The following is a 25,323-nucleotide window of genomic DNA, read 5'->3' as shown; positions in this document are numbered from 1 at the left end:
TACTGTTCTGCGGGTGTTCGAATATCACGGCTGGGTGACCATCCAGGCGACCGCGAGCGGCGACGACGACGCGGCGCTCCTGGAGCGCCTGGTCGACCGCGTAAACCGCGCTATCCGCGACGCGGGTGACTTCGACCTGGTCGACCTCCGCTGGAGCGCGGGCATGCCGATGCTCCACTTGGCCGGCTTCGACAAGCACGGTGGCCCCGGCCTCGAGCTCCTCGACCTCTTCACCAGGGTCGGCGAACTGGCCGCGGGCTCGTACGGCCTGCTCCACGTCTGGGACGACCAGGACACCGAGCACGACAACGAATTCCGCGTCTACCGCATGGCCCGCGGCCAGGTGACGGAACGCGAAGACCCGCACCTGACCCCGGTCGCCCCGACGGTCCTGGACGTCTACGAGCTGTAGCCACATCGCAACCGCGCCTGAGTAGTACTGCTCAAGACACCCGCGGGGCCCGGCGAGACCGTGGTCACATGACCAAATCCGGAACGACGTCCCCCACCACGACGGCCTTCTACGTCCAGGCCGCTATCTCGTTCGGCCTAGCGATGGCCGCGGTCATCGGCGGGATCGCGTACCTGCCGGTCGACGGCTGGATCCGCGGTTTCCTCGCCCTCGGCGCGCTCTACCTGGTCACCTCCACCTTCACGCTCGCCAAGTGCGTGCGCGACAGACAGGAGGAGACCTCCGTGGTCTCCCGCGTCGACCAGGCCCGGCTCGACAAGCTCCTCGCCGAGCACGATCCCTTCCAAACCCCCGTGGTGTAGGCGAAAGCGGCCACCCGGGGTGGCCACTCTCGAAACCGTCAGTGGCGCGGCACCCGCGGCCGTCCGCCCGGCTCCTGCTTCGGCGGCTTCTGGTCGGTGCCAGGCCGTTGCCCGGGGTGCCGCGCGGGGACGTCTTCGTGACGAACTCGCCCGGCGTCCCGGCCGGCGGCGTCGGCGGGACGACGTGGTCGAACAGGCCGTCGTTATACCGAGCAGTGGCAGCTGTCGCAGATGGTGAACGCCTCGGCCGGCGCGAACTGGAACGGCAGGTCGGCCCGCCGGTGGTAGCCCATGACGTACGGGCCTTCTCCGCGTCGGGCGCGAGCGCGCGCTGGACGTTCGGCGGCATGAGCCATGTCCAGCACGATCACGCGCGAGCATCACCCGAAGAGGTGGCATCGCGGGAACGCGGCCGGAACACCAGAGGAAAACAGTTGCCGAACCGGCACGAATCCGGTCAGAAGGTAACGAGGCTGTCGAGACGGCGGCCGCGAGCACCCCGGGAGTCCGGGGCCGAACGCCAAAAAACCGCTGCCCGGGTGTCCCGAACAGCGGTTCTTTGATCTTGAGCGGATGACGGGATTCGAACCCGCGACCCTCACCTTGGCAAGGTGATGCGCTACCAGCTGCGCTACATCCGCACTGCCTTGCTGTTGAAAGCACTCTATACCAAGCTGAAACTGCTCCGATGAGCGGGTCCCCCGGCCTCCTGACCCGGTGCTTCGGTGTCACAGCTGGCGTACAAGGGGTGACGACGGCTGATTCCCTCCGTATGGTGTCCCCATTCGACCGAACGGGGAGACCTTCGGGGAGGAGGTGCCGGGCCGGATGACCGAGCTGGGCACGGCGCCGCCACCGGCGGCCTCGGAATCCGACGAGCAGGCACTGCTGCAACGACTTCGAAACGGCGAGGACGCCGCGTTCGGGGAGCTGTTCGAGCTGCACGCCGCCGCCGTCCGGAGACTGGCGCAGAGCCTGGCTTCCGACCGGTCCGAGGCCGAGGACATCACCGCGGAGACGTTCTTCCGCGTGCTGCAGGCCCTTCGGCGTGGCTCCGGTCCCAGAGACTACGTCCGCGCCTACCTGCTGACCGTCGCCCGCCGGGTCTCCTGGGAGTGGCACGGTGCCCGGCGCGACGTCCCCGTGTCGGACGACGAGCTGACCTTCCGCGCCGGCGCGGGTGCCGACACGCACGCCCGCACGGCCGAGCACACCCTGATCACGACGGCGTTCACCAGCTTGCCCGAGCGCTGGCGGACCGTCCTGTGGCAGACCGAGGTCGAGGGCGAGCAGCCCGCCATGGTCGCCACCCACTTCGGGTTGAGCGCGAACGCCACCGCGGCGCTGGCCCGGCGTGCCCGTCAGGGCCTGCGCGCGGCGTACTTGCAGGCACACCTTTCGGTGAACCGCGGGCCGGACTCGTGCCGCGCGGTCGTCGAGAAGCTCGGCGGGTTCACTGCGGGCAGCGTCACCGGCGCCGAAGCCGAGCGGATCAAGGCGCACCTGCACGGCTGCCCGTCGTGCCGCGCGACCCAGGACGAGCTGCGCGACGTCTGCTCGTCGCTGCGCGCGCACGCCGGGGTGCTGGTGCTGCTGGTGCCGGCGGCGGGTGCCGCGGCGAGCGGCAGCGGCGTGCTGACCGGGCTCGGCGCGACGCTCAAGGGCGTGCTCGTCGGGTCGAAGGTCAAGGTCGGGCTCGCGCTGGCGTCGACCGCGGCCGTGGGTGCCGTCGGCGTCGCGGCCGGTCCCGTCCTGTTCGGGACGACGCCGGTGCAGGACGTCGGGCTGACCGGCGGTGCGCCGGAGCTCGTGGTGGTGCCGCCGTCCGAGGCGCACCAGCAGCCGCCCCCGCAGCCGCAGCAGGACCCGCAGATCGGGATCGGCGTGCTCAACGGCCGCGGCACCGGGATCACCGTCCCGGTGCGGCAGCGCACGGGCGGCCGGCAGCCGGCGGCGAACGAGGTGCCGACCTTGCCGGGCGGCGACGTCCCGGCCGGCGACGTCGGCACCGGAACCGGCCCGGGCACGAGCGGGGACATCCCGCGCGACGACCTGACGTCCTCGACGTTCAGCACGCCCGACCATTCGTCGACGTCGCCGCGGCTGGACGCGACCAGCACGGAGATGACGAAGTCCAGCGACGAGACCGTGCCGGAGGACGCCCCGGAGCTGTCGCCGGAGACCACCACGACGACGACCACGACGACGGTGCCGACCAAGCCGGAACCGACCGGCGACGACTCCGGGTCCACCGAACCTTCGACGACGGTGACGCCGACGTACGGGAAGCCGTGGCCGAGCCGCGCGACCGGCGTCACTGGTTCGGGGGAACCGGCGGATCCGACGTCGACCGACTCATCGGCTCCCTGAACTGCGGTGATCAACTTCGCCGGGTGGGATGTCCGATTCCTCCCTCGCGCGGGCGAGCCCGGGCACGGTACCGTTGTGCTGCTCACCCTGCGGGCGCCTCGGGAGGCAACTGAATGAACCGGCTGGTACGCGGCGAGGACGGCCGCGACTGGGTGGTCCGTGCCCAGATGGAATGGCGTGCACCGGCGACGGCCGACGACTTCGAACACGACGTCGCCGGCAGCTACGGCCCCGGCATCGCGATGATCGTGGTGACAGCGTTGCTGGCCGTGATCCTCGTCGTGTGGACGCCGAACGAGGTCAACATCCCCGCGTGGGTGCTGCTGGCGCTGCTGCTCATAGTGCTGTTCTTCCCGCTGCGCTGGATCCTGCGCCGGCCGTGGACCGTGGTCGCGGAGACCGAGGGCGACCTGACCGGCGACCGGCCGTCCGAGCGCTGGGTCGGCACCATCCGCGGCATGTTCACCGTGCAGGGCGAGGTCAAGAAGATCTCCAAGACGATCCAGCGCCACTCGCTGCCGGACTTCGACGGGCCGCTGCACCCGGTCGAGTAGATAGCCGGTACCGGAAACCGGCGCGAAGGGGTGAAACTGGGGGCATGCCCGAACTGCCCGAGGTCGAAGCCCTGGCGCACCACCTGCGCGAGAACGCCGTCGGCCGGACGATCTTCCGCATCGATGTCGCATCGCTGAGCGTCCTGAAGACGGCGACCCCGCCGTGGACCGAGATGCACGGCCGCGAGATCACCGGCGCGACCCGGCACGGCAAGCACCTCGACGTCGTCGCTGGCGACCTGCACCTGGTCGTCCACCTCGCGCGCGCGGGCTGGCTGCGCTGGTCCGACGGCCTGGCCGCGGCGCCGCTCAAGCCGGGCAAGGGCCCGATCTCGCTGCGCGTGCACCTCGAGTCCGCCACCGGGCCCGGCTTCGACCTCACCGAAGCGGGCACGAAGAAGGGCCTCGCGGTGTGGATCGTGAAGGACCCGCAGGAGATCGCGAGCGTGGCGCGTCTCGGCCCGGACGCCCTGTCGCTGGACGCCGTCCAGCTGCGCGAGATCTTCGCCGGGAAGAACACCCGGCTGAAGTGGGCGCTGACCGACCAGTCGCTGATCGCGGGCATCGGCAACGCCTACTCCGACGAGATCATGCACCGCGCGAAGCTCTCGCCGTACGCGACGGTCGGCAAGCTCGGTGACGGCGCGCTGGAGGTCCTGGCCGAGGCGATCGTCGAGATCGAGTCCGACGCGGTCCAACGCTCGGTGGGCCAGAAGGCGGCGCGCCTGAAGGGGGAGAAGCGCTCGGGCCTGCGGGTCCACGCGCGCACCGGCCTCCCGTGCCCGGTCTGCGGCGACACCATTCGCGAGATTTCGTTCGCCGACAAGTCGTTCCAGTACTGCCCGACCTGCCAGACGGGAGGCAAGCCGCTCGCCGATCGCCGGATGTCGCGGCTACTCAAGTAGCCGGGTGACATCCGTGGTCACGGCGTCACGCACCGGGATTCCCCCGTTCGGCCGCAGGTGCTGTGCCACGGCTCGCCCGAGCCTCGGCGGGGCCGCGATCGCTGACAGCGAAACCGCCCTCTGCCTGGCACTTTCCCCGGATCCGGTGGAACAGGACGCCCCTCCCGCGTGTTGCGGATAGTGATCGGCAGGCCGGTCAACCGACTCTTAGTAGGGTCACCTCAACCCTCGGTCATCACAGTTGGACAGAAAGTGGGATCAGGCCTTGCACCCGGTTGGTCGAGCGCAGAGCATGGACGCCGTGTCCGGGTTTCCGCTTGCGCAGGTCGTCCCCTGGGGGGTCGCGGCGCTGCTCGGCGTCGTGGTGGTCATTCTGCTCGTCAAGCAGCGCAAGCCGGCGAGCGTGGTGGAAGACGCCATGCTGCAGGCCGTCCACCGGATGTCGAAGGCCGCGCCGAACCTGCGCTCGGGCCTGGACGAGGACGCCGCCGACAAGATCACCACCCAGCTGCTGCAGATGCTCGACTGCGTCGCCGTCGGCATCACCGACAGCGAGGGCACGCTGCTGTCCTGGGACGGCGAGGCGAACGAGCACTACGTCGACCTCGTCGAAGCGATCGGCGCGGCCATCCGCAAGCACCGCCGCGAGGTCGTCGCGCACGACCGGATGCCGTGCAACCACCGCGGCACCTGCCGGATGAAGACCGCCGTCATCGTGCCGCTGCTGGTCGAGGGCGAGACCGAGGCGGCGCTGATCGTCGTCGGCCGCACCCGCGGGCGGCTGGTGCAGATGGCCGACGCCGTCGCCCAGTTCGTCTGCACGCAGTTCGAGCTGTCCCGGCTCGACGAGTCGAAGCAGCAGCTCCAGCAGGCCGAGATCAAGGCGCTGCGCGCGCAGATCTCGCCGCACTTCGTCTACAACGCGCTCAACACGATCTCCGCGCTGATCCGCACGGACCCCGAAGAGGCGCGAGAGCTGCTTCAGGACTTCGCCGACTTCACGCGCTACTCGTTCCGCTCGTCGGGCATGTTCACCTCGCTCGCCGAGGAGCTGCGCAACATCGACCGCTACCTGACCATCGAGAACGCCCGCTTCGGCGGCCGGCTCGAGGTGCGGATGAAGATCGCGCCCGAGGTGCTCAGCGTCGTCGTGCCGTTCCTGATCATCCAGCCGCTCGTCGAGAACGCGGTCAAGCACGGCCTGGCCAGCAAGCCCAGCGGCGGCTGCGTCACGGTGATCGCGCAGGACCACGGCACCGAGGCGCTGATCAGCGTCGAGGACGACGGGATCGGCATGGACCCGCGCCGGCTGAAGGACGTCAAGAACGCGCACAGCACCGGCGCGCACGTCGGGCTCGGCAACATCAGCCAGCGCATGCAGCAGGTCTTCGGCAACGACTACGCGGTCATGGTCGAGACCGCGCCCGGCGCCGGCATGAAGGTGACGCTGCGGGTGCCGAAGTTCGTCCCCGGCGTCCGGCCGAACATGCCGGACTACAGCTCCGAAGACGCCGAGGTCCCGTCGCAGGGCGGTCCGGCCCAGCTCAACGGCGCCGAGGTGAACGGCGTCAACGGCACGCGCTCCGGCATCCTCCCCATGGGCTGAATCCGGCTAGCCTGGCGTTATGAGCGTTACGGACAAGCTGGCTTCGCGGATCCCGGTGCTCGCCGACCGCGTGGAGCGCAAGGACGTCGTGGCCGTGGTGAAGCTGCACGGCGTGATCACGCCGTCGCCGTCCCCACTGGCCAGGGGCGCGATCAACCTCGCCACCGTCGAGACGGCGCTGACCAGGGCGTTCGGCCACGAGCGGCTGAAGGCGGTCGCGCTGCTGATCAACTCGCCGGGTGGTGCGCCGACGCAGTCCGGGCTGGTCGCGGAGCGGATCCGGCAGCTGGCCGACGAGAAGGGCGTGCCGGTACTGGCGTTCTGCGAGGACGTCGCCGCCTCGGGCGGGTACTGGCTGGCCTGCGCGGCCGACGAGATCTACGCGCACCGGACGTCGATGGTCGGCTCGATCGGCGTGATCAGCGGCGGCTTCGGCTTCACCGGGCTGCTGGAACGCTTCGGCATCGAGCGGCGCCTGCACACGGCGGGCGCGAACAAGTCGCGCCTCGACCCGTTCTCGCCGGAGAAGCCCGAAGACGTCGAGTGGCTGAAGAAGATGCACTCGCAGCTCCACGACTTGTTCGTGAGCTGGGTCAAGGAGCGCCGCGGCGACCGGCTGACCGACACCGAGGACCTCTTCACCGGCGACGTCTGGCTCGGCGCGAAGGCGCAGGAGCTCGGCCTGATCGACGGCGTGGGCAGCCTCCGCCAGATCATCACCGAGCGTTACCCGGACGCCGACATCTCGGTCGCGGAGCCGAAGAAGGCCCTGCTCGCCCGCCTCGGCATCGGAGCACCGGCCGCGGCGTCGGCGGTCCTGGACGCGGTGACGCAGAAGGCGGCGTGGTCCCGCTTCGGGCTCTGAGACCACCATCTTTGGTTTCACTGTCCGGTTTGAGTACTTCCGGGCAGACTTTGTGACCTGTATCACTCTTCCCGCGTAACGCCTCTGGAGTTGACGTGGGGCGTCGGGTGTCCTTGTGAACGGGCTTTGTTGCGATCGGCAACAAATCCGGACGACGAGGAGGTCGTACCCGATGCCCCACTCCCGAAGATTCGCCATCGGTGCCGTGCTCGGCGCCGCGCTCATCGCGGTCCCCCTGACCATGCCCGCCGCCGCGTCCATCCCGCCGCCCGATTCGGGCTGGACGACGGTCTTCGCTGACGACTTCACCGGCGGCGCGAACACCTTGCCGTCGGGGTCGAACTGGATCATCGACACCGGTCACGCCTACCCCGGCGGCCCCGGAAACTGGGGCACCGGCGAGATCCAGAACTACACGTCGAGCACGGCCAACCTCGCCCAGGACGGCGCCGGCAACCTCCGCATCACGCCGTTGCGCGACGGCTCCGGCAACTGGACGTCGGCGCGGATCGAAACCCAGCGCACCGACTTCAAGCCCCCGGCCGGCGGCGTGATGCGGATCGAAAGCCGGATCCAGATGCCGAACGTCACCGGCGCGGCCGCGCTCGGCTACTGGCCGGCGTTCTGGGCCCTCGGCGGCCCCTACCGCGGCAACTGGTGGAACTGGCCCGCCGTCGGCGAGTTCGACATCATGGAGAACGTCAACGGGATCAACTCCGTCTGGGGCGTCCTGCACTGCGGCGTCAACCCCGGCGGCCCGTGCAACGAGACCACCGGCATCGTCGCCAACCGCGCCTGCCCCGGCAGCAGCTGCCAGTCGGCCTTCCACACCTACCGCTTCGAATGGGACGCGAGCGTCAGCCCGCAGGTGTTCCGCTGGTTCGTCGACGGGCAGCAGTTCCACTCCGTGAGCCAGAACCAGGTCGACGCGACCACGTGGGCGAACATGACCACCCACCAGGGCTACTTCGTGCTGCTGAACGTGGCGATCGGCGGCGCCTTCCCCAACAACAACTCCGGCACCACCACGCCGGGAGCGGGGATCGTGCCGGGCCGCCCGATGGTCGTCGACTACGTGACGGTCACCACTCGCGGCGGTGGCGGAGGCGGGACCACGACGCCGCCGACCACCACCACGACCCCGCCCGGGAACGGCGGCGGCAGCGCGTACAGCACCATCCAGGCCGAGTCCTACAGCCAGCAGAACGGCCTGGCCAAGCAGACGACCACGGACACCGGCGGCGGCCAGAACATCGGCCCGGCCGGCAACGGCGACTGGGCGCTCTACCCCGGCGTCGACTTCGGAAGCAGTGCGGCGACGAACTTCCAGGCGCGCGTGGCGTCCGGTGCCGCCGGCGGGGTCAGCGGCCTGGTCGAGGTCCGGCTGGACAGCCTGTCCAACGCCCCGATCGGCAGCTTCGCCGTCGCGAACACGGGCGGCTGGCAGAGCTGGCGGACCGTCCCGGCGAACGTCAGCGGGGTGACCGGCGTGCACAACGTGTACGTGACCTTCACCAGCGGCCAGCCCGCCGACTTCGTGAACCTCAACTGGTTCACGTTCGTGCATTGAGACGAGGGACCCCGCTGGTGGCGGCGTCACCAGCGGGGTCCCGCCACTTCAGGCAGACGGGGGCTGGACATTGCACTCGGCAATGGGCAGGATGCGTTTCACTGTGAGTGCTCACGATGACACCCGGAAGCTCGTGGTCCTGGCTGTGGACGACGAGCCTCGAGGTCTGGACGAACTAGTCCACTGCCTGCGCAACAGCCCCCACGTGGCGAAGGTGTTCCCGGCGATCGACGCGTCGGAGGCGCTGCGGCTGCTGTCCACCGACGACCCGAGGCTACGCGACCGCAAGGAGCGTGGCCTGCCGATCGTCGACGCGGTCTTCGCCGACATCGACATGCCCGGGTTGTCCGGCATGGAGATGTCGCGCGTGTTCGCGGCGCTACGTCCCTCGCCCGCGCTGGTGTTCGTCACCGGGCACGCCGAGGAGGCGGTCAACGCGTTCGACCTCGGCGCGCTCGACTACGTGCTGAAGCCGTACCAGCAGGACCGCCTCGACCGCGCGATCTCGCGCGTGATCGAGAAGCTGGCCTCCGCCGCGGCGCCCGCGCCCGGTGCGCTGGGCGGCGAGCCGGGCGTGAAGAACGACGACGAGGTCATCCCGGTCGAGCTGGCCGGCACCACCAAGCTCATCCCGCGCTCCTCGGTCCGCTGGGTCGAGGCGCAGGGCGACTACGCGCGGTTGTTCACCACCGAAGGCAGCCACCTGGTCCGCATCCCGCTGGCCCAGCTCGAAGAACGCTGGGAAAAAGCCGGCTTCGTCCGGATCCACCGGTCGTTCCTGGTCGCGCTGCCGCTCATCACCGAGCTGCGCATGGGCCAGGGCGGCTACCAGGTCGTGATCGGCAACGAGGAGAAGGTGCTGCCGGTCAGCCGGCGGCACACGCGCGCGCTGAAGGACCGGCTGGTCGGCTCGGGCCGGAACGGTTGACCAGGGCCCGGTCATGACCGACGACTTCTACGATCGCCGCGCGAACGGCGTGCGAGAGCCCGATCCGACGCTCGGCCGGCGCGTCCGCCAGCAGCCGTTGCCGCAGCCGACGGACCAGGCCGTCGTCGAGCCGCTCCCGCCGCCGCCGGAGGACGAGCCGGCGCCGAAACCGGATCACCACGCCAGGCCCAAGCGGGAACGGGTGATCCTCAACGACCAGCGTCGCGGCAGCAGCAGCCTGCGCGCCCGCGTCGAGCTGGAGGAGCAGACCAGCTGGGGAAAGCTGCTCGTGAAGGACCACCTGGTGAAGGTCCAGCTGCGGACGGCGCTGCTGCTGGCCGGCCTCGTCGTGGTGGTGTTCGGCTCGCTGCCTGTGCTGTTCTACCTGGTTCCGGGGTTCTCCCGGCTGAGCCTGGCCGGCATCCCGGTGGCCTGGCTGATCCTCGGTGTCCTCCCGTTCCCGTTCCTGTTCGGCGTCGGCATCTGGTACAACCGCTTGGCCGAACGCAATGAACGCGCGTTCGTGGACATGATCGAAAATTAGTTTCGCACTGACTCGTGCGAGGATTCCCCCGTGCAGCTGAACCCGTGGGCCTTGACCGGCATCGTGCTGGTCGCCGTGGTGACGTTCTTCCTCGGTCACCGCTCTTCGCGTTCGGCCACGAGCACGCACGACTTCCTGGTCGCCCGGCGGACCGTGCGGTCCCGCCGCAACGCCGCCGCGATCTCCGGTGAGTACCTGTCCGCGGCGTCGTTCCTCGGCATCGCGGGGATCGTGCTCAAGGACGGCGCCGACGCGCTGTGGTTCCCGATCGGCTTCACCGCGGGCTACCTCGCGCTGATGCTCTTCGTCGCGGCACCGCTGCGGCGCTCCGGCGCGTACACGCTGCCCGACTTCGTCGAAATGCGGCTCGGCTCGAAGGGCCTCCGCCGGTTCTCGACGGCGTTCGTCGTGTTCATCGGGATCCTCTACATGGTCCCGCAGCTGCAGGGCGCCGGCCTGACGCTGGCGACGATCCTGCCGGTGCCCGTCTGGACCGGCGCGATCGCGGTGATGATCGTGGTGGCGTTCAACGTGATCGCCGGCGGCATGCGCGCGATCACCGTGGTCCAGGCCTTCCAGTACTGGCTCAAGCTGTTCGCGATCTCGGTGCCCGCGTTCGTGCTGTGCATGGTCTTCTTCGCCGGTGGCGGCCCGGACGGCTTCCGCCCGCTCGGTGCGGCCGCGCCGCCGGTGTTCACCGGCGACACCACAGTGGACGTCCAGACCGACGTCACCCTGCACGTCCGCAGCGACACCTACCTCTGGGCCTACGGTCGCACCGACAACGGCCCGGCCGCCGGGCCGACGCACTGGACCCCGCTGGCCCCGCACACGGTGTCCGAAGGCACCACGCTGAAGTTCCTGGCCGGCACGCCGGTCCCGGTGGTCACCGACTCCGTCGCGGACAACACGAACTGGCTGCACCCGGGGTCGGGCAGCCTCACCGACCTGCTCCAGACGTACTCGCTGATGTTCGCGACGTTCCTCGGCACGATGGGCCTGCCGCACGTGCTGGTCCGCTTCTACACCAACCCCGACGGCAAGGCCGCGCGCCGCACCACCGTGCACGTCCTGCTGCTGCTCGGCCTGTTCTACCTGTTCCCGACGCTGCTGGGCGCGCTGTCCCGGATGTACGTCCCGGAGCTGCTGGTCACCGGCAAGACGGACGCGGCGATCCTGCGGTTGCCCTCGGCGATGCTGCCGGGGGTCGGCGGTCAGATCCTCGGCGCGGTGACCGCCGCGGGCGCGTTCGCCGCGTTCCTGTCCAGCACGTCCGGGCTGCTGGTCAGCGTCGCCGGGGTGGTCTCGACCGACCTGCTGCCCGGCCGGGTCCGCGACTTCCGCGTCGCGACCGGGCTGGTCGCGCTGTTCCCGATCGGGCTGGCGGTCGCGCTGCGGCCGGAGGACATCTCGCTGTCGATCGGGCTGACGTTCGCGCTCGCCGCGTCGACGTTCAGCCCGTTGCTGGTGCTGGGGATCTGGTGGCGCAAGCTGTCCTGGCCGGGTGCGCTGGCCGGGATGTTCGTCGGCGGCGGTCTCGTGCTGGCCGCACTGATCGTCAACGTCGTGAGCGGCTACACCGGCGGCTGGGCGCCGTGGTTCGTCAACCAGCCGGCGCTGATCACCGTGCCCGTCGCCTTCGTGACGACGTACTTCGTCAGCCGCGCGACCGGGTACGGGCGCCCGGACCACGTGCACGACATCATGCTGCGGCTGCACGCGCCCGATCCGCTCGGTTTCATGCGGGACAGGGCGGTCGCGCGATTCGGACAAGCCGAAGAAAAGACGCGAATCGCCGGCCGGGGTAGGCACCGCAAGTAATGCGCTGACAGCCAGTAATAAAGTATTACCCGATAGAGGGATTACGAACTACACAGTTGACCCATACGTTCCGTTGGTTTCTACCAGTACGGCCAGTACGAAAAAACGGAAGGTGGAGATCCGCTGTGAGCAGCACCGAACACGACGTCGGTGGCGCGGAGCCGCAGACCGACTGGGAGAGCATCCAGGGGAGTCCCGAATTCACGGACCTGCGCCGCCGGTTGCGGGTGTTCGTGTTCCCGATGACCGCGCTGTTCCTGCTTTGGTACCTGCTGTACGTGCTCCTCGCCGACTACGCGCACGCGTTCATGAGCACCAAGCTGGTCGGCAACATCAACGTCGGGCTGGTGTTCGGCCTGCTGCAGTTCGTCTCGACGTTCGTCATCACCGGCCTGTACGTGCGCTACGCCGGCCGGAAGCTCGACCCGGTCGCCGACGGGATCCGCGCCGAGATCGAAGGGGAGCCGCGCAAGTGAACGTCGCCGCGGGAGTCGAGGGCAGCAATTCCACCCTCAACATCATCATCTTCCTGGTCTTCGTCGCGATCACGCTGGTGATCGTGTTCCGGGCCAGCCGGAACACGAAGACGGCATCGGACTACTACGCCGCCGGCCGGGCCTTCACCGGACCGCAGAACGGCATCGCGATTTCCGGCGACTACCTTTCGGCGGCGTCGTTCCTCGGCATCGCGGGCGCGATCGCTGTCAACGGGTACGACGGTTTCCTCTATTCGGTCGGTTTCCTGGTCGCGTGGCTCGTCGCGCTGCTGCTGGTCGCGGAACTGCTGCGCAACACCGGCAAGTTCACGATGGGCGACGTCCTCGCGTTCCGCATGAAGCAGACGCCGGTGCGCGCGGCCGCGGCGGTTTCGACGCTGATCGTGTCGTTCTTCTACCTGCTCGCGCAGATGGCGGGCGCCGGTGGCCTGGTCAACCTGCTGCTCGGCATCTCGGGCGAGGCGGGGCAGGACATCGTGATCGCCGTCGTCGGCGTGATCATGATCCTGTACGTCTTGATCGGCGGCATGAAGGGCACCACCTGGGTGCAGATCATCAAGGCGGCGCTGCTGATCGTCGGCGCGTTCGCGATGACGCTGTGGGTGCTCGGCAAGTACGGCTTCAACCTGTCCGACCTGTTCCAGGCCGCCGTCGACAAGGGCGGCAAGGGCGGCGCGGCGCTGCTCGACCCGGGTAAGCAGTACGGCAAGACGGGCACGACGAAGCTCGACTTCCTGTCGCTCGGCATCGCGCTGGTGCTCGGCACGGCGGGTCTGCCGCACGTCCTGATGCGCTTCTACACGGTCCCGACCGCTCGCGACGCGCGTCGCTCGGTCGTCTGGGCGATCGTGCTGATCGGCGTGTTCTACCTGTTCACGCTGGTGCTCGGCTACGGCGCGGGCGCGCTCGTCGGGCCGGACAAGATCTCGAAGGCCCCGGGCACGACGAACTCGGCGGCCCCGCTGCTCGCTTTGGAACTGGGCGGCCCGGTGCTGCTCGGGTTCATCTCCGCGGTCGCGTTCGCGACGATCCTCGCGGTAGTCGCCGGCCTGACGATCACGGCGTCCGCGTCCTTCGCGCACGACGTCTACGCGAGCGTGATCAAGAAGGGCCAGGTCTCGACCGGCGGCGAGGTCCGCGTCGCCCGGATCACGGCGCTGGTGATCGGGGCGCTGGCCATCGCCGGCGGCATCCTGGCGAAGAGCCAGAACGTCGCGTTCCTGGTGGCGCTGGCGTTCGCGGTGGCGGCGTCGGCGAACCTGCCGACGATCCTGTATTCGCTGTTCTGGAAGCGGTTCAACACCCAGGGCGCGCTGTGGTCGATCTACGGCGGCCTGGTCGTCACGATCGTCCTGATCGTCTTCTCTCCGGCGGTCTCGGGCAAGCCGGTGGACGCGAAGACGGGCAAGAGCGCGTCGATGATCCAGGGCGTCGACTTCCACTGGTTCCCGCTGGACAACCCGGGCCTGGTCTCGATCCCGGCGGCGTTCCTGCTCGGCTGGCTCGGCACGGTCCTGTCGAAGGAGCGCAACCCGAAGAAGTACGCGGAGATGGAGGTGCGCGCGCTGACCGGCGCGGGCGCCGAAAAGGCCGTCACGCACTAGCTCGGCCGAAGGGCCCTCTCGCGTTCGCGGGAGGGCCCTTCGCCGTGTCGACCCCTCAATCACGCGTGATGCCCCTCCAATCACGCGTGATGCCTCCCCAGTCACGCGTGATGCCCCGTTCCGCACGGCCGTCCGTCCACCTCACGCGCGGGCAACGCCCCGGCATGGCAGCATGGAGATCGTGGTGAGCCCTGCTGAACTGCCGACCGCCGAGGTCCGCGACCTGCCCAAGGACGGCCTCGTGCTGCTCGACGTCCGCGAAGACGACGAGTGGGCCGCCGGGCACGCGCCCGGCGCGGTGCACATCCCGATGGGGGAGCTGCCCGTCCGCGTCGGCGAGCTGTCCGACCTGCCCGACGACCAGCCGATCCACGTGATCTGCCGCAGCGGCGGCCGGTCCGCCCGGGCGGCCGCGTGGCTCAACCAGAGCGGCTGGGACGCGGTGAACGTCGCCGGCGGCATGGGCGCGTGGCAGCGCGAAGGCCGGCCGATGGTCAGTGAGCACCCCGGCATCGAACCCGAAGTGATCTAGCCTTGCAGCCGGGTCCGCCTCCGCCTCCCGGGTACTGGCCGCGCCAGACCCCGCCGCCGAACGCCCAGCAGCTGCAGGGCCGGACGCTGGCGGCCCAGCCGGAGCCGTACCCGTACCACCGCCGTCCCTCGCACCGGCCGAAGCTGCGCTGGGTGGCGTCCCCGCCTCCGGGCGCCTGGCCGCGTCGCCGCGTCACGCCGCCCGAGCGGTACTACGGGCCGCCGTCGTACCCGGTGCCCCCGCGCTGGGGCTTCCCCAACCTGGTCTGGCGCCGCCCGACGTCGGTGCCCGGCACGGCGTCGGACGAGGTCCGCCCGATCGACCGGATGCCGGTGCTCGGCCGGAGCCTGATCGGCGTCCTCTTCGCGTTCGCCGTCCTCTCCGTCGTTGCCGCCGGCGCGGAGATCTGGCGGTATGTGCTGCTGGTCCAGGGGCGTGAGTCGGCGCTGAACCGCTCGGTGGTGGCGTTCTCGGACGGCTTCGTGCTGACGGCGGGCCTGCTGGCCGCGATCCTCGCGCTGCTGCCCGCCGGCCTGTCGCTCTGGTGGCTGCTGGTCGCCCGCAGCGCGGCGGCGGACGTCTCGGGCGACGACCCACCGCGCCCGGTGTGGCAGGTGCTGGTCGGCATCCTCGTGCCGCTGGCGAACCTGCCGATGGCGCTGTCCATCGTCGGCGAGCTGGAGCACGCGGTGCTGGGCCGCCCGCGTGACGTCCGCCCGAAGCCGTCGCGGCAGGTGCTCGTGTGGTGGGGCGCCTGGCTGCTGAACTGGGTGCTGCTGGGCCTGACGATCGTCTGGCGCTTCCGCGACGACGTCCAGTCGATGGCCGACAGCGTCGTCCTGGTCGCGGTGACCGACTTGGCGGCGGCCTTCCTGGCCGTGGCGACGGCCCTGGTCGTGCGCCGGTTCTCGGCGCTGCTGGCACCGTCGGACGCGCGCGCCGTGCGCTCGATGCGTGTGCTGAAGGTGGCCGGCGCTCCGGAGCCCGAACTGCGCACCGCCCGGCCTTCCGGCGCGGCTCGCTAGTACCGGCCGAGCACCGGTTCCAGCTGGTCGAAGGCCAGTTCGGCGGCGGGCCACACCGCGTCGGCGATCGCCTTCTCATCCTCGAGAGTCCGGTCGAAGACCTCCTGGAAGAGCACACGCAGCACGGTCGCGAGGTGGGCGGCCGCCAGCACCGGCTCGAGACCCTGCTCGGGGTGGCGCTTGATCAGCAGGTGCGTGAGGGCGGCCTCGCGCTCACGGTGCATCTCGTGCAGGGCGTTCGTCAGGATCTGGCTGTCCTTGATCATCCGCACGAAGCCCGGGTCCGAGAAGCCGACCAGCGCGTGCTCGGCGCCCAGCGCCTCGAAGTAGAGCTCGCGGGTGTCGTGGAAGACGCTGTCGCGGACCAGGGTGGCCGGCCAGGACGTGAAGTCCGCGCGGATGTCGAAGACCAGGTCTTCCTTCCGCGGGAAGTGGTTCGTCACGGTCATCTTGGCGACCCGCGCCTCGGTGGCGATCTCCGCGATCGTCACGTCCTCGAAGCCTTCGCGGATGAACAGCTTCGTCGCCACGTCCGAGATGGTCTTCCTGGTCTCGTGCTTCTTCTGGGCACGGAGTCCCTCGCTCATGCCGTCACCCTACTGGGTCGGACCCAAGTTTGTGCTTGACCCAATGAGTGGGTCGGACCTAATCTGAGGTTCGACCTAATCTCCTGGGGGGTGGATGGTGACGACGGCGGTAGCCCGTCCCGACGCGGCGTTGTGGAAGCTCGGCGGCGTCCTGATCATGGGCGCGGTGCTGTCGATCCTCGACGCGACGATCGTGACCGTCGGGATCGACTCGATCGCCCGTGATCTGGGCAGCCCGGTCACGACGGTGCAGTGGGTGGCGAGCGCGTACCTGCTCGCGGCGTCGGCGGCGATCCCGCTGTCGGGCTGGCTGACCGACCGCTTCGGCGGCCGCGCGGTGTGGCTGGGGGCGGTGGCGATCTTCATGGCGGGCACGCTGCTGTGCGGCTTCGCCTGGTCGGCGCCGGCGCTGATCGCGTTCCGGGTGCTCCACGGCCTGGGCGGCGGACTGATGCAGCCGGTCGGGCAGGCGGTGTTCGCGCACGCGGCCGGCCCGGCGCTGGGGCGCATGATCGGGGTGATCACGCTGCCGGCCACGGTGGCCCCGGTACTGGGCCCGCTGCTCGGCGGCGCACTGGGCGCGGACTTCGGCTGGCGTTGGATGTTCTTCGGCGTCGTCCCGCTGGGCCTGGCGACGTTCGTGGTCGCCCGCCGGTTGCTCCCGGCTCGGCCGCCTTCCGGCGCTTGCTCGCCACTGGACGTCCGCGGGATTCTGCTGCTTTCCCCGGGCCTGGCTGCGTTCGTCTACGGCCTGGCCGAGGGGGTGGCCGGCGCCGGGGTGGCCGGAGCGGTGCTGCTGGTGGCGTACGGCGTCCACGCGTCCCGGACGCCGTCACCGGTGCTCGACCTGAAGCTGTTCCGGGACAAGGGTTTCTCAGTGGCTTCGATCAGCACTTTCCTGCTGGGCGCGTCGCTGTACAGCTCGATGTTGCTGCTGCCGCTGTACTGCGAGCAGGTGGAGCATGCGAGCCCGTGGGAGGCGGGCGCAGCGACGGCCCCAGGAATGACAACGCTGTACGGCTCCCTGGCGCGTTCCCGGATCCCGCGAGCGGCCAGCGCGTTCAACGTGATCAACCGAGTCGGCGGTTCCCTGGGCACAGCCCTCCTGGCAGCGATCCTCCACAACTCACTCACGTCTGCGGCGCCTCCCGCGGCTTTCTTTCCCCGAAGGAGCATCCGATGACCTTCCGCCTCCTAAGCGTCCACGCCCACCCGGACGACGAGTCCAGCAAGGGCGCGGCCACTCTCGCCCGCTACGCGTTCGAAGGCGTCGACGTCCTGGTCGCCACTTGCACCGGCGGCGAACGCGGCGACATCCTCAACCCGGCCGCGGACACCCCCGAGAACCGCGCCGACCTCCCGGCAGTCCGCCGCCGCGAGATGGCCGCCGCGGCGGGAATCCTGGGCGTCCGTCAGCGTTTCCTCGGCCTGGTCGACTCCGGCCTGCCCAGCGAAGGCGAATCCCTACCCGACGGCTGCTTCGCCGCCCTCCCGCTCTCGCAAGCGGCCGCCCCTTTGGTGGCGCTGATCCGAGAGTTCCGCCCACACGTGGTGATCACGTACGACGAAACCGGCGGCTACCCCCACCCGGACCACATCCGCACCCACGAGGTCACGCTCGAAGCGTTCACCGCGGCCGCCGACCCCACCCGCTATCCCGGCACCGGCGAGCCGTGGCGTCCACAAAAGCTGTACTACCAAGCAACCCTGAGCCGAGCATGGTTCCAAGCGATCCACGACGCGACCCTCGCCGCCGGCGAGAAGTCCGCGATGACGGACGTCCTGGCGGAACTCCCGCTCGAGCCGGCCGCGCCCGTCACAACCCGAATCCGCTGCGAGCAGTACTTCGCCACCCGCGACCAGGCCCTTCTGTCCCACCAAACCCAGGTCGACCCAGCCCACCCGTTTTTCGCCCACTCACGCGAAATCGAACGCCAAGCCTGGCCCCACGAGGACTACCACCTGGCCCATCCCACGCCACCCGCCGACCAAGAAGACGACCTCTTCACCGGAGTAACCGCATGAACCCCCGTGTCGCCCCTCCAATCACGCGTGATGCCTCCCCAATCACACGTGATGCCCCTTCAAGCACGCGAGATCCGCCCCAGACCCGGGTCACACCGTGACGCGAAGCTCCCGCAGCCCCCGGATCACGAACTCGGGCCGCCGCCGCGGAGCCTCGGCGAGACGCAACCCCGGCAACTTCGCGGCCAACGCACTCAACGCCGCGGCGATCTCCACCCGAGCGAGAGGAGCCCCCACGCAGTAGTGGATCCCGAGGCCGAAGCCGAGGTGTGCGTTCGGCGTCCGTCCGATGTCGAGGGTGTCCGGCGCGTCGAACACCTTCGGGTCGCGGGCCGCGGCGCCCAGCAACGCCCCGATCTTCCCGCCCTGCGGGACGACGTGTCCGCAGATCGACACGTCCTCGGTCGCCGTCCGCTCGAACAGCTGCAATGGCGCGTCGAACCGGATCAGTTCCTCGACGCACGAATCCAACAAGGAAGGAGCCGCCAGTAGCCGCTCCCACTGGTCCCGGTGGGTGAGCAGCGCCGTGATGCCGTTGCCGAGGACGTTGACCGTCGCCTCGTGGCCGGCCATCAGCAGCAGCACCGCGGTCGCGACCAGCTCGTCCGGGGTCAGCTCGCTGCGCAGGAGGTCGCTGATGATGTCGTCGCCCAGGGCTTCGGCGCGGGCCGAAGCCACCGATCGGACGTACTCGACGAACTCGGCGGCTGCCCGCTCGGCGGCGTCGCGTCCTTCGTCGGGCAGGCCGAACTCGTACATCTTGACGATCGCGTTGGACAGCTCGACCATCCGCGGACCGTCGGCGCCCGGGACGCCCAGCAGCTCGGCGATCACCGCGACCGGCAGGGGCTGGGCCAGGTGTTCCAGCAGGTCGGCGCTGCCGTCGGTGGCGATCGCGGCCGCGAGGTCGTCGACCATCCGGTCGGCGAGCTTGGCGACCATCGGACGCAGCCGCTGGACGTGGCCGCGGCCGAACGCGCCCGCGATCAGGCGGCGCAGGCGGGTGTGGGCCGGCGGCTCGTTCTCCAGCAGCGAGTTGCGGTGCAGCAGGTTGAACGACGCGAACCGTTCGAGCGGCTGGGCGTTCTGCCAGATCCGGCCCAGGCCGCGATGCCGCAGCACCGCCGACGACGCGGCGTGCGACACCGCTATGGCGAGGCCGAGGCCGTCGTGGAAATGGACGTCGCCCTGCTCGCGCAGTGCGGCGAACGCCGGGTACGGGTCTTCCAGGAACGCGGGATCGCGGGGGTCGAACACGTCGCGAGACTAACCCTTCGATAGCGTTCAAAGCCGAGCCAGAGGAGGCAGCAGTGGGCAAGGGCGCGCGCAAGAAGGGTCCCAAGCAGGCGACGGACCGCAAGCCGAAGGTGCGCGACGTCTTCGTCGGCCAGCCGTTCGAGGGACTGGCGGCGGAGCCCGAGCTGATCGCGCTGCGCGAGTTCGTGCCGTCCGCGACGGCCAAGCTGACCCTCGCCGACGGCGGCGACGTCACCCTCGGCACCGTGCTGCCGATGGCCGCGGCCGCGTTCGTCCGCTCGGACGGCGAGCGGTACCTCGGCCTGCAGGTGCAGACCCGCTCCTCCGACATCAGCCGCGACCTCGGCCGCTCGCTGAAGTGGCTGCTCGACGCCAAGGAGGGCGACGTCCTCGGCGTGCCGGACACGACGACCCCGCCGTCCGCCGACGAGCACGCCCGCCTCCAGGACCTGCTGACGCCGGGCGCCGAGCTCGACGTCACGCTCCACAAGGACTTCGCTTGGTGGCTGCCGGAGGACGCGGACGCGACGGGCGACGTCGCGGTGTCCCTCGAGCGCGCGAACGCCGCGATCATGCCGACCGAGCGTCTCGGCCACGGCGCGTACTGGGTTCTCGCCGGCGAGAAGGCGCACCTGCGCTGGGTGCGTCCCGAGCCGGAGAACCTGCTGCTCCAGGCGCTGGCCCGGCTGTCCGCGGCCGGCGAGCTCGGCCTCGGCGAGGGTTCCCGCTACGCCGGTTCGTTCCGCGCGCACGGTCTGCTGGTCCCGGTCTGGGACCTCGACGCGGAGGCCCACGCCCGCGAGTGGGCGGAGGCTAAGGACGCCCTCGGCGCCCGCCTCGAGACGGCCCTGAAGTCCCTCGACGCCGAACCGCTCAACGCGGCCGAGCGTCGTGCCCGCGACGGCCTCATCGGCCGGCAGCTCACCCTGCGCTGACCACGCGCTCGTAACGACAGAACCGCCGCCGAGCCGAGCGCTCGGCGGCGGTCTTGTCGGATCGCCCGGCCGCCGTCGGAAAGCACCGGACCGCCGGTGCGTCCCGGTGACCGGAAACTGCTCGGTGAGCGTTCAACCAGGCCTTATGTGGCGCACGAGACACCGCCGCCGGAACGTCGTGGTGGGACGATTCACCGCGTGATACTCCACATCTGCGGGGCGGCCGACTGGGCCGAAGTGGGCGAAGGCGGCGAGTACCGGCCGTCTTCACTGGGGGAAGTCGGGTTCGTCCACTGTTCCGACTTCGGCACGGCGCACCTGCCGGCCAACGCGCTCTACCGGGGCCGCACCGATCTGGTGCTGCTCGAGATCGATCCGGCCAAGCTCGGCGTCGACGTCCGGTGGGAGGACGGCGAACCGCCGCACCCGGCCGGCGTGTGGTTTCCGCACGTCTACGGCCCGATTCCGCGCTCGGCAGTCGTCGGCGTGCACGAATTCGGCGAAGCGAACGGTGGCGGCTTCCGCCTGCCGGACTCGCTCGCGCACCGCTGACGTGCACAATTCATCACCCGCCCGGACGGCCAAGAACCGGAGCGGGAACGCGGGCAACCTGAGGGGGCTGTGATGCGTGTTCAGGGGGAAAGCGACTCGGCTTCTGGCTATCCGACCCCGATGGGAGGCGATACGGTGACCGCTGCGGCACCCGTCTTCACCGGGGGAGATACCTGGGTGACCAGCGCAGGCCGAGGGAGGGCCGCGACGTTGCCGGGTGAGTTGGTCGACTTCGGCGACTTCGTGCAGGCCACCCTGCCGGGGCTGCTGCGGTACGGCCACGCGCTCACCGGCAACCCGCACGACGCGGCCGACCTGGTGCAGACCGTGCTGGAGAAGATCGGTTCGCGCTGGACCTACGTGCACGAGAAGACGGGCGACCCGCTCGCCTACGTCCGCCGGTCGATGGCGAACGCGCACGTCAGCCGCTGGCGCCGCACGCGCCGCGAGAACCTGGTGGCCGATCTGCCGGACACCAGCCCGCACGTGCCGGACGACCCGTTCGAGCACGAGCCGCTGTGGCGCGCGTTACGAACGCTGCCGCCGAGACAACGGGCCGTCATGGTCTTGCGTTACTACGAAGGTCTCTCGGAAGCGGAGATCGCCGGCGCCCTCGGCGTCACGCAGGGCACCGTCAAGAGCCAGGCCAGCAAGGCGATCGCCTCGCTGCGCATGAAACTGACAGCCGCCGACATCCAAGGCGAAGGGAGTGACGCGGGTTGAACATCTCCGAGGACGAGCTGGAGCAGCGCCTGCGTGAGCTGTTCGCCGACGAGCGGCTGGACTTGCCGCCGCCACCGGAGGCCGGCACGACCATCGTCGCCGGTGCGCGACGGCGTCGCCGCCGTCGTCAGGGCGTCTTGGCCGTGACCGGTGTCGCGGCGGCCGTGGTGGCCGTCTCGGGTGGGCTCACCATGGTGCGCCTGCACGCCGAGGACGGCACCGCGGTGATGTCCGCCGACGGATCTTCGATCAGCGTCAAGCCGCCCGAGAACCTCACGGCCGGGCGGCAGCCCCAGACCTCGGTTCCGGGGCCGACCAGCACCCAGGACATCGAGATCTCGGCACCGCCGGCCTCGTCGACGTCGAGGGCTTCGCGGCCGCCGTCGGCTCAGTCGCCGTCGAAGCTGCCGCCCGTGCTGAGCGGGCCGCTGCTCGGTTCGGACGGCTTCGGCACCATCAAGCTCGGCATGTCCGAGACCCAGCTCGCGGCGCAGGGCGTCACGCTCACCGACGCGCAGACCGGCGGCGGCTGCACCGTCTACACCGCGCAGGGCAGCGGGGTGCCGTCGGCCGCGACAGTCGTCGTCTCGAAGGCGGTCGGGCTCACGGTCGTCACCCCGAACCAGGTGGCGCACACCGCCGAGGGCGTCGGCGCCGGCTCGACCAAGGAGCAGGTGCTCGCGACCTATCCCGCGGCGAGGGACGAATCGGGTGGCGTCGTCGCCCCGGCCACCGCCGCCGCCGACTACCACTTCCGGCTCGGTGACGCCGGGGTCGTGCAGACCAGCCTCATGAGCGTCAACCAGGACTGCGCCGGCTGAGCGCCGGCGGCATGCGAAAACCCGGGCTGTCCACAGGGGGAGAGCCCGGGTTTTCGGTGTGGTGGGACAGCAGCCGGAAAGTCAGAGTGCCCCGCCGGCCACCGGCGGCATCTGCGAGTCGGAGCCGCCGTCGCCGACGGACTCGCGGTGCAGGTGGTTCTCGACCTCGAACAGGTTGCCGTTCGCGCGCTTGACGACGTTCAGCAGGGTGCTCATCTGCGAGATCTCTTCGACCTGCTCCTTGAGGAACCACTGCGTGAACTGCTCGCTGATGTAGTCCTCTTCGGCGCGCGCCGCCTTGGCCATGGCGGAGATGTCGGTGGCGACGTCCTTCTCCTGCGCGAGCGCGAGTTCGATGACCTCGGTGACGCCGGAGAAGTCGTTGCGCACTTCACCCGTGCCGGGGATCTCGACGTGGTGGTCGCGGTCGAGCATGTACTGCACGAGCGCCATCGCGTGGTTGCGCTCTTCGACCGACTGCTTGTAGAAGTGCTTCGCCAGCTGCGGAAGGTCCTCGGCGTCGAACCACACGGCGAGCGCGATGTACTGCTGGGACGCGTTGAACTCGTTGTGGATCTGCGCCTGCAGCAGTTCGTAGAACTTCGAGCGCGGCTCTTTTTTCTTGGTGAGGGCCATGTAGTTCAGAATAGATCAAGTTTGGCGGAAATGCCACTTGAGGGTGGTGATCTCTCCCCTATTAGGGTTACCATTCCTAAAGAAGACTCCCCTAATTTAAGTAAGCCTTCCCTAAATTGTCGAATGCATTTAGGGAAGGCTTACTTCATTTATTGCAGAGGGTCCCGGCGGACCGGGCAGGACATGCACCGCGGGCCGCCGCGGCCGGAGCCCAGCTCGGACCCGGCGATCGGCAGCACCTCGATGCCGGCCGCTTCCAGACGTTCGTTCGTCTCGACGTTCCGCTCGTAACCCACGACCACGCCCGGCGCCAGCGCCAAGGTGTTGTTGCCGTCGTCCCACTGCTCGCGTTCGGCCGTCACCGGGTCGAGGCCGGTGTCGATGACGCGCAGCCGGTCGATCTCCATCGCCTCGGCCGCGGCCACCAGGAACGGCGTGGGGCCGGCGACCTTGACGCCGCCGTCGCCGGTCGGCCGGATGGTGAACGCCGTCAGCGAGTCGCGCGCCAGCGGGTACATCACCACGGCGTCGGCGTCGACCATCGTGCACACCGTGTCCAGGTGCATCGTCGCGCGGGACTGCTCGATCGGCACCGCCAGCACGGTGTGCGCGATGCCGTCGGCGAACACGGACCGCGCGAGCGACTCCGCGCCGGCCGCCGTCGTCCGCTCGCCGACGCCGATGGCCAGCACGCCCGGCGCCAGCAGCATGACGTCGCCGCCCTCGATCGGCGCCGAATGCGCGCCGTACGCGCGGGCCGCGTGCCGGAAGTACGGGTGGTAGGCGTAGATCAGGTCCAGCACCGCGGTCTCGCGCCGGCGCGCGGGCATGGTCAGCGACGAGATCGCGACGCGGTCGGCGATCCACGCCGACGAGTCGCGCGTGAACAGCAGGTTCGGCAGCGGGTCGACGGCGAAGTCGTGCGGGTGGTTCATCATCCGCACCAGCGACGCGCCCTCGGCGGACGGCAGCTCCTCGAACGTCATCCCGGCCATCAGCACCTCGGCGAGGCCGGGCGCGCTGACGCCGGACAGGTGCGACCGCAGCGAGTCGGCGAGGTCGACGCCGAGCCGCCGGTCGTCGACCGCCGCGTGGACGCCGGCCGCGTGGGCGCGGTCGTCCTCCAGCGCCGTCCGGAGCGCGTCGGCCAGCAGCAGCACCTCGACGCCGCGGCTGCGCAGCACGTCGGCGAACGCGTCGTGCTCGGCCTGGGCCCGGTCGACCCACGGGATGGAGTCGAACAGGAGCTGGTCGTTGTTGCGGGGCGTCAGCCTTTTGAGCTCGTTGCCGGGCCGGTGCAGCAGCACCGCGCGCAGGGGTCCGACTTCGCTGTCCACCCGGGGAGGTGTCGTTTCGTCGATCACCTGCCAATCCTAGTCAAGGCAGCCAGGAAACGTGCCCCTTCAACAGCGCATATCCGACGAAGGAAACGAAGTCGAAGAGCGTGTGAGCAGCCACGAGCGGCCACAGCCGGTTCGTCTTCTGCCACAGCCGGCCGAACACCAGGCCCATGATCAGGTTGCCGACGAACCCGCCGAAGCCCTGGTACAGGTGGTACGACCCGCGCAGCACGGCGGCGCCGACCAGGGCGTTGTTCTCCCGGAGGCCGAGCTGGCGCAGCCGCGTCAGCAGGTAGCCGACGACCAGGACCTCTTCGGCGAACGCGTTGCCGAACGCCGACAGCGTCAACGTGATCGGGCGCCACCACGTGTCGTTCAAAGTGGACGGTTGGACCGCCAGGCTGAAGCCCAGGTGGTAGGAGATGAAGTAGAGGGCCAGGCCGGGAATCCCGATCAGCGCGGCGAGCCCGAGCGTCAGCAGCGCGTCGCGGCCGGGCGATCGACGGTCCAGTCCGACCTGGGCGATCTTGATCCCGGCGCGCCACAGGAAGTACAGCCCGAGCGCGCCCCAGCCGACCAGCTGGGCGGCCGACAGCAGCTGCTTGAGCAGGTCGATCAGGCTCGCCGCGGCCTGGGGCACGTTGAGCTGGACCTGCTGCTGGGCCAGGGGCGTCGGCTGCAGCAGCGAGTCCACAAGGGACAGCAGGCTGCGCACCCCGGACAGCCCGAGCGTGATGCCGAAGACGATCAGCAGCTCGAGCTTGATCGCGCGGCGTTCCCGCGGGTCGTCGATCGGTTCCGGGAACGCCGGTGCGGCCGGGGCCAGCCACGATCGCGCGGTGAACGTCATGT

The 25,323-nt window shown here is 69.9% G+C and carries 27 protein-coding genes and 1 tRNA gene; 21 read left to right on the top strand and 7 right to left on the bottom strand.

Annotated elements, in window-relative coordinates; genetic code table 11:
• Positions 1–13: 13 nt before the first annotated feature.
• Both ACZ7PG_RS17145 and ACZ7PG_RS17140 read left to right on the top strand, forming a co-directional pair.
• Positions 14–412, top strand: a complete 399-nt coding sequence (locus tag ACZ7PG_RS17145; protein ID WP_470240002.1) for an immunity 7 family protein — start codon at positions 14–16, stop codon at positions 410–412.
• Positions 413–480: 68 nt separating this feature from the next.
• Complete coding sequence (locus ACZ7PG_RS17140) at positions 481–774, top strand: YiaA/YiaB family inner membrane protein (RefSeq protein ID WP_470240001.1); 294 nt, start codon at positions 481–483, stop codon at positions 772–774.
• Between the two features lie 203 nt (positions 775–977).
• Here the strand turns inward: ACZ7PG_RS17140 and ACZ7PG_RS17135 are convergent, their stop codons facing one another.
• Entirely contained in the window at positions 978–1,130 is a 153-nt protein-coding gene (locus tag ACZ7PG_RS17135; RefSeq protein WP_470240000.1) for an alkaline phosphatase family protein, read from the bottom strand.
• A 212-nt stretch (positions 1,131–1,342) separates the two neighbouring features.
• Positions 1,343–1,415: transfer RNA gene (locus ACZ7PG_RS17130), tRNA-Gly, on the bottom strand.
• A 187-nt stretch (positions 1,416–1,602) separates the two neighbouring features.
• Between ACZ7PG_RS17130 and ACZ7PG_RS17125 the strand changes: the two genes are divergently transcribed.
• The 13 genes from ACZ7PG_RS17125 to ACZ7PG_RS17065 all read left to right on the top strand — a co-directional run bounded on the left by ACZ7PG_RS17125 (position 1,603) and on the right by ACZ7PG_RS17065 (position 15,595).
• Positions 1,603–3,144 (top strand): sigma-70 family RNA polymerase sigma factor, encoded by a 1,542-nt coding sequence (locus ACZ7PG_RS17125; protein WP_470239999.1) that lies wholly within the window; start codon positions 1,603–1,605, stop codon positions 3,142–3,144.
• 113 nt (positions 3,145–3,257) lie between these two features.
• Entirely contained in the window at positions 3,258–3,698 is a 441-nt protein-coding gene (locus ACZ7PG_RS17120) for a DUF983 domain-containing protein (protein WP_360664753.1), read from the top strand.
• Positions 3,699–3,742: 44 nt separating this feature from the next.
• Entirely contained in the window at positions 3,743–4,603 is an 861-nt protein-coding gene (locus tag ACZ7PG_RS17115) for an Fpg/Nei family DNA glycosylase (protein WP_470239998.1), read from the top strand.
• Between the two features lie 292 nt (positions 4,604–4,895).
• The gene (locus tag ACZ7PG_RS17110) at positions 4,896–6,209 is read left to right on the top strand and encodes a histidine kinase (protein WP_470239997.1); all 1,314 of its coding nucleotides are present in this window, start codon (positions 4,896–4,898) and stop codon (positions 6,207–6,209) included.
• A 19-nt stretch (positions 6,210–6,228) separates the two neighbouring features.
• Positions 6,229–7,074, top strand: a complete 846-nt coding sequence (locus ACZ7PG_RS17105) for a S49 family peptidase (protein WP_470239996.1) — start codon at positions 6,229–6,231, stop codon at positions 7,072–7,074.
• A gap of 172 nt (positions 7,075–7,246) precedes the next feature.
• Complete coding sequence (locus tag ACZ7PG_RS17100) at positions 7,247–8,644, top strand: carbohydrate-binding protein (protein WP_470239995.1); 1,398 nt, start codon at positions 7,247–7,249, stop codon at positions 8,642–8,644.
• Between the two features lie 91 nt (positions 8,645–8,735).
• Positions 8,736–9,572 (top strand): LytR/AlgR family response regulator transcription factor, encoded by an 837-nt coding sequence (locus tag ACZ7PG_RS17095; RefSeq protein WP_284743317.1) that lies wholly within the window; start codon positions 8,736–8,738, stop codon positions 9,570–9,572.
• Between the two features lie 13 nt (positions 9,573–9,585).
• Positions 9,586–10,116: a hypothetical protein gene (locus ACZ7PG_RS17090; RefSeq protein ID WP_470239994.1), complete on the top strand. Its 531-nt coding sequence runs from the start codon at positions 9,586–9,588 to the stop codon at positions 10,114–10,116.
• A 30-nt stretch (positions 10,117–10,146) separates the two neighbouring features.
• Positions 10,147–11,937, top strand: a complete 1,791-nt coding sequence (locus tag ACZ7PG_RS17085; RefSeq protein ID WP_470239993.1) for a sodium/solute symporter — start codon at positions 10,147–10,149, stop codon at positions 11,935–11,937.
• A gap of 125 nt (positions 11,938–12,062) precedes the next feature.
• A complete protein-coding gene (locus ACZ7PG_RS17080; protein ID WP_470239992.1) occupies positions 12,063–12,413 on the top strand; it encodes a DUF485 domain-containing protein in 351 nt (116 codons plus the stop codon).
• Positions 12,410–14,038, top strand: a complete 1,629-nt coding sequence (locus ACZ7PG_RS17075; protein WP_470239991.1) for a solute symporter family protein — start codon at positions 12,410–12,412, stop codon at positions 14,036–14,038. The genes ACZ7PG_RS17080 and ACZ7PG_RS17075 overlap by 4 nt, the downstream gene beginning before the upstream one ends.
• Before the next feature lie 172 nt (positions 14,039–14,210).
• Complete coding sequence (locus tag ACZ7PG_RS17070; RefSeq protein WP_470239990.1) at positions 14,211–14,570, top strand: rhodanese-like domain-containing protein; 360 nt, start codon at positions 14,211–14,213, stop codon at positions 14,568–14,570.
• A 2-nt stretch (positions 14,571–14,572) separates the two neighbouring features.
• Positions 14,573–15,595 (top strand): DUF4328 domain-containing protein, encoded by a 1,023-nt coding sequence (locus ACZ7PG_RS17065; protein ID WP_470239989.1) that lies wholly within the window; start codon positions 14,573–14,575, stop codon positions 15,593–15,595.
• Here the strand turns inward: ACZ7PG_RS17065 and ACZ7PG_RS17060 are convergent.
• A complete protein-coding gene (locus ACZ7PG_RS17060; protein WP_470239988.1) occupies positions 15,592–16,182 on the bottom strand; it encodes a TetR/AcrR family transcriptional regulator in 591 nt (196 codons plus the stop codon). The two genes, ACZ7PG_RS17065 and ACZ7PG_RS17060, sit on opposite strands and share 4 nt — an antisense overlap.
• A gap of 94 nt (positions 16,183–16,276) precedes the next feature.
• Between ACZ7PG_RS17060 and ACZ7PG_RS17055 the strand changes: the two genes are divergently transcribed.
• Both ACZ7PG_RS17055 and mca read left to right on the top strand, forming a co-directional pair.
• The gene (locus tag ACZ7PG_RS17055) at positions 16,277–17,365 is read left to right on the top strand and encodes a DHA2 family efflux MFS transporter permease subunit (RefSeq protein ID WP_470239987.1); all 1,089 of its coding nucleotides are present in this window, start codon (positions 16,277–16,279) and stop codon (positions 17,363–17,365) included.
• Complete coding sequence (mca, locus tag ACZ7PG_RS17050; protein ID WP_470239986.1) at positions 17,362–18,207, top strand: mycothiol conjugate amidase Mca; 846 nt, start codon at positions 17,362–17,364, stop codon at positions 18,205–18,207. Before ACZ7PG_RS17055 ends, mca begins: the two co-directional genes overlap by 4 nt.
• A 90-nt stretch (positions 18,208–18,297) precedes the next feature.
• Here the strand turns inward: mca and ACZ7PG_RS17045 are convergent, their stop codons facing one another.
• Positions 18,298–19,464, bottom strand: a complete 1,167-nt coding sequence (locus ACZ7PG_RS17045; RefSeq protein ID WP_470239985.1) for a cytochrome P450 — start codon at positions 19,462–19,464, stop codon at positions 18,298–18,300.
• Between the two features lie 53 nt (positions 19,465–19,517).
• On the opposite strand from ACZ7PG_RS17045, the gene ACZ7PG_RS17040 reads away from it, so the two are divergent.
• From ACZ7PG_RS17040 to ACZ7PG_RS17025, 4 genes are all read left to right on the top strand, one after another.
• On the top strand, positions 19,518–20,399 hold the full coding sequence (locus ACZ7PG_RS17040) for a DUF5926 family protein (RefSeq protein WP_470239984.1): 882 nt from the start codon (positions 19,518–19,520) through the stop codon (positions 20,397–20,399).
• A gap of 198 nt (positions 20,400–20,597) precedes the next feature.
• Positions 20,598–20,951 carry a DUF952 domain-containing protein gene (locus ACZ7PG_RS17035; RefSeq protein ID WP_470239983.1) on the top strand — a complete coding sequence of 118 codons (354 nt, stop codon included), beginning with the start codon at positions 20,598–20,600 and terminating at the stop codon, positions 20,949–20,951.
• Between the two features lie 210 nt (positions 20,952–21,161).
• Positions 21,162–21,674, top strand: a complete 513-nt coding sequence (locus ACZ7PG_RS17030; protein ID WP_470239982.1) for a SigE family RNA polymerase sigma factor — start codon at positions 21,162–21,164, stop codon at positions 21,672–21,674.
• The gene (locus tag ACZ7PG_RS17025) at positions 21,671–22,495 is read left to right on the top strand and encodes a hypothetical protein (protein ID WP_470239981.1); all 825 of its coding nucleotides are present in this window, start codon (positions 21,671–21,673) and stop codon (positions 22,493–22,495) included. Before ACZ7PG_RS17030 ends, ACZ7PG_RS17025 begins: the two co-directional genes overlap by 4 nt.
• Before the next feature lie 81 nt (positions 22,496–22,576).
• Here ACZ7PG_RS17025 and ACZ7PG_RS17020 read toward each other — a convergent pair whose 3' ends face one another.
• The 3 genes from ACZ7PG_RS17020 to ACZ7PG_RS17010 form a co-directional block, all read right to left on the bottom strand.
• Positions 22,577–23,131, bottom strand: a complete 555-nt coding sequence (locus ACZ7PG_RS17020; protein WP_470239980.1) for a ferritin — start codon at positions 23,129–23,131, stop codon at positions 22,577–22,579.
• 149 nt (positions 23,132–23,280) lie between these two features.
• Complete coding sequence (locus ACZ7PG_RS17015; protein WP_470240782.1) at positions 23,281–24,468, bottom strand: arginine deiminase; 1,188 nt, start codon at positions 24,466–24,468, stop codon at positions 23,281–23,283.
• A gap of 40 nt (positions 24,469–24,508) precedes the next feature.
• On the bottom strand, positions 24,509–25,321 hold the full coding sequence (locus ACZ7PG_RS17010; protein ID WP_470239979.1) for a CPBP family intramembrane glutamic endopeptidase: 813 nt from the start codon (positions 25,319–25,321) through the stop codon (positions 24,509–24,511).
• Between the last annotated feature and the right edge of the window lie 2 nt (positions 25,322–25,323).

This window comes from Amycolatopsis sp. NPDC114504 (assembly GCF_055633595.1).
This window is presented reverse-complemented; position numbering and strand designations above follow the sequence as displayed.

Coding starts and splice junctions, on each gene's coding strand:
- ACZ7PG_RS17105 (WP_470239996.1), top strand. CDS start 6,229: ATGAGCGTTACGGACAAGCTGGCTTCGCGGATCCCGGTGCTCGCCGAC.
- ACZ7PG_RS17110 (WP_470239997.1), top strand. CDS start 4,896: ATGGACGCCGTGTCCGGGTTTCCGCTTGCGCAGGTCGTCCCCTGGGGG.
- ACZ7PG_RS17140 (WP_470240001.1), top strand. CDS start 481: ATGACCAAATCCGGAACGACGTCCCCCACCACGACGGCCTTCTACGTC.
- ACZ7PG_RS17100 (WP_470239995.1), top strand. CDS start 7,247: ATGCCCCACTCCCGAAGATTCGCCATCGGTGCCGTGCTCGGCGCCGCG.
- ACZ7PG_RS17055 (WP_470239987.1), top strand. CDS start 16,277: ATGGTGACGACGGCGGTAGCCCGTCCCGACGCGGCGTTGTGGAAGCTC.
- ACZ7PG_RS17020 (WP_470239980.1), bottom strand. CDS start 23,131: ATGGCCCTCACCAAGAAAAAAGAGCCGCGCTCGAAGTTCTACGAACTG.
- ACZ7PG_RS17125 (WP_470239999.1), top strand. CDS start 1,603: ATGACCGAGCTGGGCACGGCGCCGCCACCGGCGGCCTCGGAATCCGAC.
- ACZ7PG_RS17115 (WP_470239998.1), top strand. CDS start 3,743: ATGCCCGAACTGCCCGAGGTCGAAGCCCTGGCGCACCACCTGCGCGAG.
- ACZ7PG_RS17135 (WP_470240000.1), bottom strand. CDS start 1,130: ATGGCTCATGCCGCCGAACGTCCAGCGCGCGCTCGCGCCCGACGCGGA.
- ACZ7PG_RS17010 (WP_470239979.1), bottom strand. CDS start 25,321: ATGACGTTCACCGCGCGATCGTGGCTGGCCCCGGCCGCACCGGCGTTC.
- mca (WP_470239986.1), top strand. CDS start 17,362: ATGACCTTCCGCCTCCTAAGCGTCCACGCCCACCCGGACGACGAGTCC.
- ACZ7PG_RS17090 (WP_470239994.1), top strand. CDS start 9,586: ATGACCGACGACTTCTACGATCGCCGCGCGAACGGCGTGCGAGAGCCC.
- ACZ7PG_RS17095 (WP_284743317.1), top strand. CDS start 8,736: ATGCGTTTCACTGTGAGTGCTCACGATGACACCCGGAAGCTCGTGGTC.
- ACZ7PG_RS17060 (WP_470239988.1), bottom strand. CDS start 16,182: ATGAGCGAGGGACTCCGTGCCCAGAAGAAGCACGAGACCAGGAAGACC.
- ACZ7PG_RS17120 (WP_360664753.1), top strand. CDS start 3,258: ATGAACCGGCTGGTACGCGGCGAGGACGGCCGCGACTGGGTGGTCCGT.
- ACZ7PG_RS17070 (WP_470239990.1), top strand. CDS start 14,211: ATGGAGATCGTGGTGAGCCCTGCTGAACTGCCGACCGCCGAGGTCCGC.